We start from the raw sequence: 13,684 nt of genomic DNA on the forward strand, positions 1-13,684 counted from the left end.
GGTCACCAAGGTAAGTTTGTAGGGTGGATTAAGCGAAGCGAATCCACCAAAACCTGTAAATTCAATCAGCCATAAAGTGCCCTGCTTTAAGTTGGCAGCCATCACATTCTTATCTTTACCGCCTTTGCATGGGCGTCAAGTCCTTCTATTTCAGCAAGACGAATAATATCCCCTGCTTCCCCCATAAATGCCTCCTGCGAATAATGAATAAGGCTGGTTTTTTTAATAAAATGGTCAACGGACAGGGCTGAAGCATATCTGGCAGTACCGGCGGTGGGAAGAACATGGTTCGGGCCTGCCATATAGTCTCCCACAGGTTCAGGCGTATAATTGCCGACAAAAAGGGCTCCGGCATTACGTATCCTCCCGATATGCTCAAAAGGGTCTTTGATATGCAACTCAAGATGCTCAGGCGCTATCCGGTTTGCAAGCTCAATAGCATTATCAAGGTCAGGCACAACTATGACTGTGCCGAATTTTTCAATCGATGCTTTTGCAATTTCAAACCGTTGCAGATTAGTAATCTGATCCTTGACAGCCCTTACAACTGCTTGGGCTTTCTTCCTGGAATCTGTTACCAGGATGGAAGATGCCAAAGGATCGTGCTCCGCCTGGGACAGAAGATCGGCCGCGACAAATTCGGGGATTGCGGTTTCATCAGCGATTATCAGGATTTCACTAGGACCGGCAATCAAGTCAATACCGGTTTTGCCGGATATAATTTTTTTTGCAAGGGTAACATAAATATTGCCGGGGCCGACAATAACGTTTGCCCTGGGAACGGATTCGGTTCCATAAGCCAATGCCGCAATAGCCCACGCACTTCCAATCTTGTATATATCATGAACTCCAGCCTTTTTTGCAGCAACAATAAGATGAGGATTAATACTCCCGTCTTCCCTGGGGGGCGTTACCATGACAATATTTTTTACACCAGCTATTACAGCAGGAATTGCACCCATAAGTACAGATGAAACAAGCGGTGTTTGCCCGCCTTTACCACCCGGCACATAAATACCGGCCGTATCAACAGGATTTACAAGCTGTCCCAGGATAGTTCCCTGCCTTTCCGTGCTAATCCATGATTTACTCTTCTGAAGCCTGTGGAATTCCTCTATCTGCTTTATTGCTTTATCCAGAGAGCAGGTAAAATCATCTTCTATTGCAAGAAAAGCAGCTTCTATCTCCTGCTCCGTGACTCTAAGGGATTCTATAGAAAGTTCAGGAGCATCAAACCGGTTGGTATATTTGATCAGTGCTATGTCACCATGCTTGCAAACATCTTCAATGATTCGCGATACACTCTGCAGATCTTTTTTCTTAAATCCGGTATCACGGTTCAATATTAATTGAACTCTTTTTTTTGCCGATTCTGAAGGATAATAATAAGTTTTCATAATCATTGGTTTCCTTGAAAATGAAGTAAAATAAATATAAAATATATATAAACTATTAAGAATCAGTAGTGTCCGGTTAGGTTTTTGCATGTTATATGGGATAAAAAAATTAGAAAAATGTTCATTTTTTACTTGACAAACCAAATAAAAATTTTTTATCGTTTTGTTATAAAATATAATTATAACAAGGAGTTAAGACAAAAATGGACATATTCAATATCCCAAAAAAGAATTTTAATCCCCAATCTCATGCTCGATTTCTCAAACCTTTGCAAAAGATTTTTCCTGACACGCCACAGCTTAAATCCCGAGGTCACAGGCCATTGAAAATGACTTTTGAAGATCAGCTTCACGCACTGATATTTTTCCATCTACAAGAACATGAATCAGCTCGTGATCTTATTCAACACCTTAAAGAAGACGATTTTGCCAAAGAATGTGTCGCTCCAGATGGAGGGATCAGTCGTAGCAGTTTTTCCGAAATTATCAATTCTCGAGGGCTTGAACAGCTTGAATATGTTTTTCAAGCTCTTTGCAGCCAGGCACAAAATGCTTTACCATCAAATTATTCAGATCTCGGTGAACTCGTTTCCATTGATGGATCTTTAATTGATGCAGTTCTGTCCATGTACTGGGCTGATTACAGAAAAGGCGCTAAAAAAGCAAAAGGCCATTTCGGCTTTGATGTCAATCGCAAGATTCCTATAAAAATTCATCTGACAAATGGAAATGGCGCTGAACGCCCCTTTGTCAGGTCTATCCTTACAAAAGGCCAAACAGGAATCATGGATCGGGGGTATCAATCACATAAGGATTTTGATCTTCTTCAGGATGAAAAAAAACATTTTGTTTGCCGCATCAAAGCGAAAACAACAAGAACTATTATCAAAGAGCAGCCTGTTGATCCCGACAGCTATATTTTTTATGATGCTGTGGTTCTTCTTGGCACTCCTGGGGTAAACCAGACCAGAAAGCCGGTTCGACTGGTTGGTTATAAAATTGCCGGTGTCAAATATTTTGTGGCAACTGATCGTTATGATCTTACAGCCGAGCAGGTTGCAACCGTTTATAAGCTTAGATGGGATATCGAAACTTTTTTCAAATGGTGGAAGAAACATTTAAAAGTGTACCACTTGATTGCTCACAGTAGATATGGCCTGATGGTTCAAATCCTTGCGGGGTTAATAACCTACCTGCTTATGGCCATATACTGCCATGAACAGTTTAATGAACCTGTATCAATAAAGAGGATTCGTCAGCTTAGAAATACCATCCAGAACGAATTACGTACTGACGAAAAAAACGTATGGTCTAATAATCTGATTATCAAAGAGCAAATGCTATATGCAAAAACTTAACCGGACACTACTGATTAAGAATGACATATTTAGGATTATCTATGCAAATTATTTATGCAAATAAAAAATATTGATTTTTGCATACACATCCTTCAGCAAGCCGGAAAAGTAAGGAACGGGGGTGAATAAATAAAGCGCAATAAATTTTCAATTGTCAAATAAACAACCTTCTGTTAATTAGGAATCTAATTATTTTTAATTAATTTTTCGGCATCCTTCATTAATGCTGCAAAAGGAAGGAATAAAAATGCATAAAATAATTGAACAATTTATGCGAAATTACAATAATTTTATGAAAAACTGTCAAAAGGTAACAAAATAACAAACCATATATTTCGCCAAAACAAAACAATACTAAAAAAGAAGCTTTAAACCAGTCTACTTTTAATGATCAATCAAAAAAAAACAGTTCCTGTTCAATTAGAATTATTTTGATGTTGTTTATATTTTGTTGTGTCCGATGGGGCGTGACAGTTATTGAAAAGTATTTTTTTTGGAGGTTTAATGAAAGAAAACAGAGTATATAATTTTAACGCCGGTCCTGCGGCTTTACCATTGCCGGTTCTTGAGGAAATAAAAAATTCATTTCTGAATCTCAACGGAAGCGGGATGTCTGTAACTGAAATAAGTCATAGATCGAAATGGTTCGATGATATAATTAATGATGCGGTGGCAAGAACGAAACGGCTGCTGAATCTTGATGACAGATTCAGAGTACTCTTTATCCAGGGAGGCGCAAGCATGCAGTTTTGCATGATACCAATGAATTTTCTCCCTAAAGGTAAATCCGCAGATTATGTCAATACCGGAACATGGTCGACAAAAGCTATTAAAGAAGTAGAAATACAGCAAAAACAAATTAATGTTGCCGCATCATCGGAAGATGAAAATTTTTCTTATATTCCCCAGGATATACAATTCAATCCGGATGCTGCATATATACACATCACTTCAAACAATACAATCAAAGGAACCCAGTGGGCATCCTTCCCTGAAACAAACGATGTTCCTATTATTTCAGATATGTCATCGGATATGATGAGCCGACCCCTGGATATTGATAAATTCGGGTTGATTTATGCCGGAGCCCAGAAAAATATCGGACCCGCCGGAGTCTGTATGGTTATAGTTCGAGAGGATATGCTGGAACTTGTTCCGGACAACATACCGTCAATGCTGAAATATACCACTTATACTGAAAAAAATTCCATGTATAATACTCCGCCATGTTTCGTAATCTATGCGATTCAACTTGTACTCAAGTGGATTGAAGAGACTATCGGCGGTCTCGGCAAAATGAAACAAATCAACGAACAAAAGGGAAAAAATATTTACAGCCTGCTGGATAACAGTTCCTTTTATACAGGAACCGCCGCATCCGGAAGTCGTTCATTAATGAATGTAACTTTCCGTCTTCCCAATGAGGAGCTGGAAAAAAGGTTTATCCAGGAAGGAATAGACAACGGGTTCATGGGACTCAAAGGACACCGCAGCGTAGGCGGCTGCAGGGCATCTATTTACAATGCTACCTCAATTGAAGCGGTTGAAGCGCTTGTTGACTTTATGAAGATGTTTGAAAGGAAGAACGGGTAGCATCTTTTGGATAAAAAAAATCCTCCCTACGGTGAAAACCGGAGGGAGGATTACCTGCAACTATTTAAAAAAACTGGATTCCGGCTTTCGCCGGAATTACAAAAAACCTTCAGGTTCTCAGATAATTAGTTTCACAAGGCTGGCGGCATTTCATCACGAGGCGTTGATCCGGTCTATGATATGCCGCGCTTTTTGTTTTAGCCGTGGAAGGATCTGCCTAACGAGGCATTCTTTTATTATTCCGCCCTTTTTTACAGGGTAAGCTATAATATCACCTACTTCCGGAAGCAGTAAGCTTGTAAATCTAAAACATCCTGTGAACATTATAAGGGTCGGGACAACAGAAAGAAACAAAGCCATTTCCCACTCTGTAAATTTATATATTGGCCGCAAGTAGATCGAAACCACCACAGCCATGGGGAGTCCCCAGAAACATAGCCTGCCTAAGAATTCCCTTGGGTCGTAAAAAAATCTTGTAATATAAAATAACCTGCAGGCTGTGCATATTGCCAGGCAAACATAAAAAGCCTGCAAGGTTAAACTTATGGAAAAACCTATGCAGTCCCCGCTGAGTATTGCGAATATAGCTTGTGAGTTTTCTGTAAATATCGAAATATATTCTTTGCCTGCAGGCGTTAATACATATGCATGCCAAATAAGTTTGCATATATAAAAAAAACCTGAATTTATAAGTGCAGTGGTTAATAACAGAATCAGGATTATTGCAACTTCATTCCATGTCCTGCGTACATAGTTAACATAAAGATTATTTCGTTTGAAATAATTGCTCCGGAACTCCTTTAACTTTTTGAACGGATTTCTTGTCATCATACTCTGCTTTGATAATTTTTATTGACAAACCTTATTTTAAAAATTATAATTTATATTTTAACTTTGATACATTTAAAGGAGTACGATATTGGCTAATCATAAATCTGCTGTTAAACGCGCCGCTCAGAATGAAAAAAAACGCTTACGCAATAAAAGCATAAAAACCAGGATCAAAAATGTAACAAAAAGTGTTCAATTAATAATCAAAGACAAATCAGGGGATGAGGTTGCCGCAATCTTGACCAGGGCTCAGTCCGTGATTGATAATGCTGCAAAAAAAGGTGTTATTCATAAAAATACAGCTGCACGTAAAATATCCCGCCTTTACAAACTCGTTAACAGCAACGGATAGAAGTTTCCGCCCAAAAATTATCTGTCAGGCTAAAAATTATCTGTCAGGCGATTATAGACTTTCTCTGCGAGTTTTTTTGAAAGAATCTTAATTGCTTCACGCTTGTTGTTTTCAGTTGCCGGCTTGTCTGGTGAAACAGCATAGGTTTCGTCTTCCGATATCCCTTTCATGGCCCACATTATCATTCCATCATTCCCGGCTAATTTTAAATCAACAGCAAGCCTGACCCGCCTTTGACTGGATGTATCGCTGTTATGACGTGAGACCGTGCCTATTGCTAAGGAGCTTACGATCCCTGTGAGTACGGCTTCCGAGTTTTCTTCGTCTGTTATTACGGCTTTACCGCTTCTTGTAAATTCATAAATTATATCATCAGTTAGAAAATTTTCGATTCCGGTTTCAGATGTTCTATTTTCAAGGGTTTTCACATATACGCTTTTAACCCCTCCAGGAAGGTCCCCTCCTCCTGTAAACTTGTATGCACAAGAAGCAATAATCAGACCAATAAAAACAACAACAATTTTTTTTCCCTTAAACAATGTCCCTCCTTTGTCGGTAGGGGCACAAAATTTTGTGCCCCTACCCCGCATTTGGCCTATTCCTCATTTGGATTGATCGGGTTTGGAATCTACCCACTACGGTATGTAGATAAAAATTATACGACTATGTTTACAAGCTTATTTTTTACAATAATAACTTTTTTTACATGCTTGTCCCCAATAAATTTTTGAACACGTTCATCTGAAAGCGCTGTTTCCTTAATTACTGCTTCAGCAGCATTTTTACTAATATTGAATCTGCTTCTCAATTTACCATTTACCTGTACAACCAGAAGAATGTCATCCTGCACAAGCACTTCTTCCTTATATGACGGCCATGAACTTAACAAAATACTCTCTTCATGCCCTAAAGACTCCCAAAGCTCTTCAGCAAAATGGGGAACAATTGGTGATAACATAAGGGCTGCGGATTCCAGGGTAAATTTCATCACCCCGGTATTGATAATGTTTTTTCTTAATTTATCCGACAGGTTGTCTATGGCGTATATTCTGTTGACAAGCTCCATAACAGCGCTTATTGCGGTATTAAAATGGAATCTATCCTGAATATCGTTCGTAACCTTTTTTATGGTGTGATGCGTTTTCCTGTATAAATCGAGAAATTCTCCCTCAATTTCATCAACGCCGCCGTTAAAAGGAACCGCATCCCTGATCAGATCTACGATTATAACAAAAATACGCCATACACGTTTAAGAAAACGATAACCGCCTTCAACACCCTGTTCGCTCCATTCCAGGTCTCTATCGGGAGGCGCGGCAAAAAGGCAGAAGAGTCTCGTTGTATCCGCGCCATAAATTTCGAGCAGAGTATTAGGATCGATCACATTTTTTTTTGATTTGGACATCTTTTCAACACGGCCGACAATAATGTGGTTGTCGCATTTTCTGCATACGGGTTGAGCGCCCTTGTCATTTACTTCCTCCGGAAAAAGAAAACCATGTTCCGGGCATGTAAAAGTCTCTTTGCACACCATACCCTGGGTGAGCAACCTGGTAAAAGGTTCCTTGAATTTTACCAAACCCAGCTCATTCAACACGCGAGTATAATATCGGGAATATAAAAGATGTAGAATTGCATGCTCGACGCCTCCTATGTATTGATCCACAGGCATCCAGTAATCGACTGCATCTTTATCGAAGATTAGGTCTGAACAATCCGGGCTGCAGTAACGTTCAAAATACCACGAAGACTCAACAAAGGTATCCATGGTATCCGTCTCCCTGTGCGCGTCAGTGGAGCCGCATTTCGGACATTTGGTCCTGGCATAATAATCGAGCTCTGGAAGAGGAGATTTCCCTCCTTCCAGAAGATCCACATCTTCTGGTAATATAATAGGAAGGTCATCATCCTTAACAGGAACAATTCCGCATTTATTGCAATGCACCATAGGAATAGGAGCCCCCCAATACCTTTGTCTGGAAATTCCCCAGTCCCTTAACCTGAAGTTAACAGTTCTTTTTCCCAAATCCTTTTCTTCGATAAACGATGAAATATCATCTATAGCTTTTCTACTATTTGTGCCGTCAAAATCGCCTGAATTAACCATCACACCTTCACCTGTAAAAGCCTCTGTCATGTAAGAGACTTCAAGATCGTCATCAGGCGGTTTGACTACGATAATAATATCGAGGTCATATTTTTTTGCGAATTCAAAATCACGCTGATCATGCGCAGGGACAGACATAACAGCGCCTGTACCATATTCCATAAGTGCAAAATTAGCCGTATAGACCGGCATTTTTCTCCCGCTTAAAGGATTTATGCAAAAAGCTCCTGTAAAGACTCCTTCTTTTTCATAATTTTCCAGTGCCCGGCTTGATCTGTCCTGCCGGGATATACGCGCTATAAACTTATCGATGCTCTCCTCATACGAGGTACCGTTTGATAACTTTTTGACAAGCGGATGCTCCGGCGCGAGACACATAAAAGTCGCTCCAAAAACAGTATCCGGTCTGGTTGTAAAAACAGGTATATGCTCATCCATATCCTCGATCGGAAATTTAATAAAAGTACCCAGGCTCTTTCCGATCCAGTTTTTCTGCATTGCAATAACCTTCTCCGGCCATCCTGGAAGCTTATCGCAGTAGACCAGTAGATCCTCGGCAAAATCCGTTATACGAAAAAACCATTGCCACAGCTTCTTCTGGCGTACAGGCTCACCACATCTCCAGCACATATCGGCTTCAACCTGTTCATTGGCAAGCACTGTCTGACATGAATCACACCAATTTACGAGAGCCTCTTTCCTGTAAGCCATTCCCTTTTCATACATCCTTAAAAAGAGCCATTGCTCCCACTTATAATATTCCGGTTTACAGGTAGCTATTTCCCTGTCCCAATCATATGAAAAACCGAGTCGTTTCAATTCCCTGCGCATGGAATCTATATTATCATATGTCCAGGCCGCCGGATGGGTTCTGTTTGCAATTGCGGCATTCTCGGCGGGCATGCCAAAAGCATCCCATCCCATGGGATGAAGAACATTAAATCCACACATCCTTTTATATCTTGCAACAACATCCCCGATTGTATAATTTCTGACATGCCCGATATGGATCCTGCCTGAAGGATAAGGAAACATTTCGAGAAGATAATATTTTTTTTTCCCAGGTTCCTCTTTAGTCTTAAACAGGTTCGATTTTTCCCAGTAGGTTTGCCATTTTAATTCAACAGCCTTATGGTCATACACTTCATCCATTATTATATCATACCTCCAAGTATGTTTGTTCGATAACGTAGTGAAGTTATTTTTAAGTGAGCTCTTATATAGATTTTCAGATAATAAATTTCAGAAAGATTATCCAGGAGATCTGAGCTTTACTCAATCATTTTTGAAATTATCCAGGTTACGCAATATAGGTTGAAATCTATAACATATTGTTCTGATATGTTGCAACAGGCAAGGTGCAACAATTATCCAGAAAATATTTGACTTGTTAAAGGCAATCTCATATTCAACTAAGAGAATTATTTAAAAATAAATGTGCCTGTTATCAAATATTCCATTACTCAAAGTCTGAAAAACAAATTTTTTAACCTAAGTTGAGCGAACCCTTAGGTTTAATCTTCTTAAATCGGCGCAAAGGATATTATTGAATGAGTGTAAAAATCCTTGTTAATGCAGTAGATCCTGAAGAATGTAGAATAGCGACCATAAGAAAAAATAAATTGGATGGTTTTTATATTGACCGTGCTTCAAAGGCTATTACACACGGCAATATTTATAAAGGTATTATAACCCGCATTGAGCCTAGTCTGCAAGCCGTATTCGTTGATTATGGAGCCGAGAGACATGGTTTTCTCGGTCAGAAAGAGATACACAGCGATTATTATCAGGACAATCCTTCAAGAAGCAAAACCCTGAGTAACTTAGTCAAAACCGGACAGGAGCTGATCGTACAAATAACAAAAGATCCTTTTATGAAAAAAGGAGCAATGCTTACGACATATATTTCACTACCTGGAAGATACGTAGTTCTTATGCCGGGTACTGTCAATAAAGGAATTTCACGGAAAATTGAGGATGAAAAAGAACGTAGCAGATTAAAGAATATAATCGAGAGGCTTAAACTGCCTGAGGGTTTTGGTTTAATAGTGCGCACAGCAGGGGAAAAATGTACAACCACCAGTATCTCCAAAGACATGAGCTATCTCCTGCGGCTTTGGAAAAATATTAATAAAAACGTAACTAATGAAAAAGCGCCCTGCCTACTTTACAAAGAAAGGAATCTGGTACTGAGATCATTGCGTGATTATTTCACTCCTGATGTTACCGAAATTTTAATAGATAATGATGTCTTATTCAGGGAGGCCAAAAATTTCATTAAAATTATTGCTCCCAAAGAGACCCGGATCGTCAAACTCTACAAGGGGGCTAAGCCGATATTTTCAAAATACCAGCTTGAAAACCAGATCGCTTCCATTTTTCAAAGCCGTGTCGGGTTAAAATCCGGCGGTTCCATAGTAATTGAACAGACCGAAGCCCTTGTGGCAATAGATGTAAATTCAGGAAAAGCAACCAAAGAAAAGTCTATTGAACAGACTGCATCACATACAAACATAGAAGCGGCTGAAGAGATTGCCAGGCAGCTTAGACTTCGGGATCTTGGTGGTCTTATTGTACTCGACATGATAGATATGAGAGACCGCAAGCATAAAGCAGAAGTAGAAAAGGCACTTAAACTCCATCTGAGAATCGATAAGGCAAAAACAAAAATCGGTAAAATATCACAATTCGGTTTAATCGAAATGTCAAGGCAAAGAATACGTCCATCCATAGAGTTCAGCAGTTTCGAAACCTGCAAGCATTGCCAGGGAAAGGGACAGATTCCATCTCCTGAAACACGCGGCCTCAGTTTTTTACGGGAATTAAGCGCGACGACTCTTAAAAGTGAAATGGTTTCGATTAACTGTATTGTGCCTGTTGATGTTGCCGAATACCTGTTAAACAAAAAAAGAAAGGAACTTGTTGAACTGGAAACAAGCCGGGGGATTCAAATTAATATAGTCGCAGAAAGCTCTATGACGCGTATGGAATCAAAAATAGATTACTGTTAAATTTCATAATTGAGGGAATATATGCCAATAAAAAAAAATGAAAAATCAAAATTTTCCTTAAAATTGAGCCTGATATTTGTAGTAATTATTATCCTTATTATTGCAGGATTATGGATAGTGTCAAAATATAAACCTGTTGTAACTGATACTACAGAAGTTAAGCCAATTCAGGTTAAAAAACAGTCTGTTATAGATTATAACAAAATTGAGAACGATACTGCACTAAAGGAGATGATGGAACAACGAAAAACAGACTACGGTATCGAAAACGGAGTTGATGTTATTGTTAAATCCGATGAAGCGCTGAAAATCGGCGATTCAACGGTTCCCATGAAAAGAATTATTGAAAAGATACGCTTAAAAAGCGGTGAGATAGTCGAATCTGATATCGGATCGGCAAAAAAAGATCCAAAATATAAATTTGAGACGTTCGGAATATATATAGTAAAAAAAGGAGACAGCATATGGAACATACATTTCAAATTTTTAAAGGACTTTTTTGACCATAAAGGCATTCCACTGGCGCCCACCTCCGATGAACCGAATCAATCAGGTTACAGCTCCGGTGTGGGTAAAATTTTAAAATTTTCTGAAAACCTGGTAAGTATTTATAACATTAAAGAGAACAGTCTGGATGTGGATCTTAACCTGATCCATCCTTTAAACAAAATGGTTGTGTATAATATGACACAAATTTTCGGGCTGCTCGATTCTATTGATTACAGAAATGTAAACAGCATTCAGTTTGACGGTGAGACCCTCTGGATTCCTTCGGAATAGAGGAGCGCTGCGCTTTAGGGCTGCTTTGCGGGAGGGTTAAATTCGGCAATGTTTATAAGAAATAATTGACGTATAATTTTTTTTACAGTATATCAGCACCAATTAAATTGAATCGAATTATATGATATTTAGAAGGCTTAAAGGGAGGTTGTTTTGACAAGTATCGCATATGCACTGGGAGCGGGAGGCGGAGCAGGCCAGGGATCCGGAGGATTTACGGCATTTATCCCGCTGATTCTTATGTTTGTTATTTTCTATTTCCTGCTTATCCGGCCACAGCAGAAAAAACAGAAAAAACATCAGGAAATGATAGGCAATCTGAAAAAAGATGACAGGGTTCTCACAGGAGGCAGCATATACGGCCGTATTACCTCTGTGGATGAAAACGACATTACTGTTGAAATAGCAAATAATGTTCGCGTAAAAGTAGCTCGGGGGAGCATTACCGCACTTGTCTCCCCACAGCAGCAGACCCAGGCAAAAAAAGGAGAAGAACAATAGATTTCCACATAAATAATTTCACTGCGTTATCGGTCGTCGGAGTATTATAATACGCCTTCCTCCCTCTGGCCTTGTGAAATTCATTATCTGGCAATCTATAGAGTCTGAATGACTTGTCGGGTATAATCAATTTTTTCCCAAGAAAGGAACCTGGTTTTGAAGGATATTACCTGGAGACCTATTTTTGTTCTGCTGGTTTTGATAACCGCTGTTATTTATATACTTCCCACGATACAGCCGGGCTGGTGGCCGCATAAAAAAATAAACCTGGGGCTCGATCTCCAGGGAGGAATGCACCTTGTCCTTGAAGTGGATACGGAAAAAGCTGTTGACAGTACACTTGAGCGGATTTCCCACGAACTGCGGGGAGATTTAAAAAAGAACAGTATCCGGCATACCGGGATAAAGCTGGTGGAAGGAACCGGTATTGCACTTAAGATGCCGGATAAGAGTGTGAATAATTTTGAAAATTTTATTCATAAAGAATACCGGGATTTACATATACAATCCAGATCTGCTGAAAATGGGATTAATACTATAGTTATAAATCTCCCTGCTGATGAAGCCTTGCATGTCAAAAAAATGGCTACTGAGCAGGCTCTGGAAACAATAAGAAACAGGATAGACCAGTTTGGCGTCAGTGAGCCCGATATAAGAATACAGGGTGAAAAACGGATATTGATCCAGTTGCCCGGCATAAAAGATACCCAAAGGGCCAAGGATCTTATAGGCAAGACTGCCCTGCTTGAATTTAAACTTGTAGATGAAACCCATGATGTCAATACTGCTTTAAACGGTACCCCGCCCCCGGGAAGCGAAATACTCTACCAGATCCATAAGGATGATCAAACAGGTCGAAGCAGTAAAACTCCGATGCTGATAAAAAAGAGAACCGCTTTAACCGGTGCTACCCTGACAGATGCGAGGGTGCAGATAGATTCTCAATATAACGAACCTTATGTTTCAATTAAATTTGACAAAAAAGGCGGAAGAGATTTTGCCAGGATAACCGGCGCAAATATAAAAAAACGGCTTGCCATCGTGCTTGACAACAAAGTCTATTCAGCGCCTGTTATACAGGATAAAATTGCAGGCGGCGAGGCCCGTATTACAGGCAATTTTTCAACAGAAGAGGCGCGTGATCTGGCCATTATACTGCGCGCCGGCGCTCTGCCGGCTCCTGTAAAAATACTAGAAGAGAGAACCGTAGGTCCTTCACTGGGCTCGGATTCGATCAAAAAAGGACTTTTTTCCATGATGGCCGGCGGCGTGCTGGTGGTTCTGTTTATGCTGGTCTATTATAAAGGCTCCGGACTTATCGCTGATCTTGCCCTGGCCCTGAATATTCTTCTGATTGCCGGAGGTCTGGCAGGATTCCAGGCAACCTTAACACTCCCCGGCATAGCGGGCATTATACTCACCATAGGCATGGCGGTAGATGCAAATGTTTTGATATTTGAGCGGATAAGGGAGGAACTGCGTTTTGGCAGGACCCCCAGGGCTGCGGTGGATGCCGGTTACAGCAGGGCTACGCTTACGATTCTCGACGCAAATGTTACCACCCTTATTGCCGCTCTTGTTCTTTTCCAGTTCGGCACCGGACCTGTCAAGGGTTTTGCCGTTACCTTAAGCCTGGGAGTGATAGCCAGCCTGTTTACAGCGTTAGTCCTGTCACGTCTCATATTTGACTTTTTACTTATTAACAGGAAAATAAAGAATTTAAGTATATAAAAAAAAGTGAAACCAGGGTTTCA

The 13,684-nt window shown here is 40.0% G+C and carries 11 protein-coding genes; 7 read left to right on the forward strand and 4 right to left on the reverse strand.

Going from position 1 to position 13,684, the window contains the following annotated elements; translation table 11 throughout:
• Positions 1-101: 101 nt before the first annotated feature.
• Positions 102-1,397, reverse strand: coding sequence for a histidinol dehydrogenase (gene hisD, locus BuS5_RS12095; protein ID WP_027353079.1), 1,296 nt, complete (start codon positions 1,395-1,397; stop codon positions 102-104).
• Between the two features lie 203 nt (positions 1,398-1,600).
• Here hisD and BuS5_RS12100 point away from each other — a divergent pair, with 203 nt between their 5' ends.
• Together BuS5_RS12100 and serC are read left to right on the forward strand one after the other, a co-directional pair.
• Complete coding sequence (locus tag BuS5_RS12100) at positions 1,601-2,755, forward strand: IS4 family transposase (RefSeq protein ID WP_036019371.1); 1,155 nt, start codon at positions 1,601-1,603, stop codon at positions 2,753-2,755.
• 504 nt (positions 2,756-3,259) lie between these two features.
• The gene (gene serC / locus BuS5_RS12105) at positions 3,260-4,348 is read left to right on the forward strand and encodes a 3-phosphoserine/phosphohydroxythreonine transaminase (protein WP_027353462.1); all 1,089 of its coding nucleotides are present in this window, start codon (positions 3,260-3,262) and stop codon (positions 4,346-4,348) included.
• Positions 4,349-4,501: 153 nt separating this feature from the next.
• On the opposite strand, the gene BuS5_RS12110 is transcribed toward serC, so the two are convergent.
• Entirely contained in the window at positions 4,502-5,179 is a 678-nt protein-coding gene (locus BuS5_RS12110; protein ID WP_157487343.1) for a hypothetical protein, read from the reverse strand.
• Positions 5,180-5,267: 88 nt separating this feature from the next.
• Between BuS5_RS12110 and rpsT the strand changes: the two genes are divergently transcribed.
• Positions 5,268-5,531, forward strand: a complete 264-nt coding sequence (gene rpsT, locus BuS5_RS12115) for a 30S ribosomal protein S20 (protein ID WP_027353464.1) — start codon at positions 5,268-5,270, stop codon at positions 5,529-5,531.
• A gap of 29 nt (positions 5,532-5,560) precedes the next feature.
• Here the strand turns inward: rpsT and lptE are convergent, their stop codons facing one another.
• Both lptE and leuS read right to left on the reverse strand, forming a co-directional pair.
• A complete protein-coding gene (gene lptE / locus BuS5_RS12120; protein ID WP_198012209.1) occupies positions 5,561-6,070 on the reverse strand; it encodes an LPS assembly lipoprotein LptE in 510 nt (169 codons plus the stop codon).
• Positions 6,071-6,186: 116 nt separating this feature from the next.
• Entirely contained in the window at positions 6,187-8,790 is a 2,604-nt protein-coding gene (leuS, locus tag BuS5_RS12125) for a leucine--tRNA ligase (RefSeq protein ID WP_027353466.1), read from the reverse strand.
• 398 nt (positions 8,791-9,188) lie between these two features.
• Between leuS and BuS5_RS12130 the strand changes: the two genes are divergently transcribed.
• The 4 genes from BuS5_RS12130 to secD all read left to right on the forward strand — a co-directional run bounded on the left by BuS5_RS12130 (position 9,189) and on the right by secD (position 13,661).
• Positions 9,189-10,649, forward strand: coding sequence for an Rne/Rng family ribonuclease (locus BuS5_RS12130; RefSeq protein WP_027353467.1), 1,461 nt, complete (start codon positions 9,189-9,191; stop codon positions 10,647-10,649).
• Between the two features lie 21 nt (positions 10,650-10,670).
• Complete coding sequence (locus BuS5_RS12135) at positions 10,671-11,429, forward strand: hypothetical protein (protein ID WP_051374661.1); 759 nt, start codon at positions 10,671-10,673, stop codon at positions 11,427-11,429.
• Between the two features lie 153 nt (positions 11,430-11,582).
• Entirely contained in the window at positions 11,583-11,930 is a 348-nt protein-coding gene (yajC, locus tag BuS5_RS12140) for a preprotein translocase subunit YajC (RefSeq protein ID WP_027353468.1), read from the forward strand.
• 156 nt (positions 11,931-12,086) lie between these two features.
• Positions 12,087-13,661: a protein translocase subunit SecD gene (secD, locus tag BuS5_RS12145; protein ID WP_027353469.1), complete on the forward strand. Its 1,575-nt coding sequence runs from the start codon at positions 12,087-12,089 to the stop codon at positions 13,659-13,661.
• The last annotated feature ends 23 nt before the right edge of the window (positions 13,662-13,684 follow it).

Origin of the sequence: Desulfosarcina sp. BuS5 (genome assembly GCF_028752835.1) — a bacterium.
Taxonomy (GTDB): Bacteria; Desulfobacterota; Desulfobacteria; order Desulfobacterales; family BuS5; genus BuS5.

Excerpts from the sequence above, each read along its gene's own strand:
- hisD (WP_027353079.1), bottom strand. The coding sequence starts at position 1,397 with ATGAAAACTTATTATTATCCTTCAGAATCGGCAAAAAAAAGAGTTCAA.
- serC (WP_027353462.1), top strand. The coding sequence starts at position 3,260 with ATGAAAGAAAACAGAGTATATAATTTTAACGCCGGTCCTGCGGCTTTA.
- BuS5_RS12135 (WP_051374661.1), top strand. The coding sequence starts at position 10,671 with ATGCCAATAAAAAAAAATGAAAAATCAAAATTTTCCTTAAAATTGAGC.
- leuS (WP_027353466.1), bottom strand. The coding sequence starts at position 8,790 with ATGGATGAAGTGTATGACCATAAGGCTGTTGAATTAAAATGGCAAACC.
- BuS5_RS12110 (WP_157487343.1), bottom strand. The coding sequence starts at position 5,179 with ATGATGACAAGAAATCCGTTCAAAAAGTTAAAGGAGTTCCGGAGCAAT.
- BuS5_RS12130 (WP_027353467.1), top strand. The coding sequence starts at position 9,189 with ATGAGTGTAAAAATCCTTGTTAATGCAGTAGATCCTGAAGAATGTAGA.
- BuS5_RS12100 (WP_036019371.1), top strand. The coding sequence starts at position 1,601 with ATGGACATATTCAATATCCCAAAAAAGAATTTTAATCCCCAATCTCAT.